This window comes from Streptomyces sp. A18 (assembly GCF_059026065.1).
Genome location: NZ_JBWLKL010000166.1, coordinates 1 through 349, shown reverse-complemented (window position 1 = coordinate 349; position 349 = coordinate 1). Strand labels below are relative to the sequence as shown.

General features: G+C 71.3%; 1 pseudogene. It reads right to left on the bottom strand.

Features of this window, described 5'->3' with window-relative positions:
- A pseudogene (locus AC5P1C_RS43990) lies at positions 1–349 on the bottom strand (hypothetical protein); the annotation flags it as partial.

Genomic DNA, 349 nt, shown 5'->3' with positions numbered 1-349 from the left:
CGAACAGGACCGTCACCTGGCTGATGCGCCGCCCGGCCACAAGGAGCTTCGGCTTTGGCCGCGTACGCCTGCGGTCGGTCTGAGGCCGTGGCTGCTGGGCGGGCTCGGACGGCGGCGTCGGCTTGGGTTCCAAGGCGGCCAGCAGCTGGGTCAGTTCCTCTCGGGACAGCGGCTGTTCCGCCCGCCGGGGAGGAGGCTTGGGTCCGGATGCCCTGGTCAGCATCTCGGCCAGTTCCTCTTCCAGGCCCTGGCGGCTCAGCGTGGCGTCCGGGCCGGATCCGTCCCAGGACTGCTGGACGGGGAAAGCGACGCTGCCGTACGGGTCAAGTGCGCCGGTCTCCGACCACCG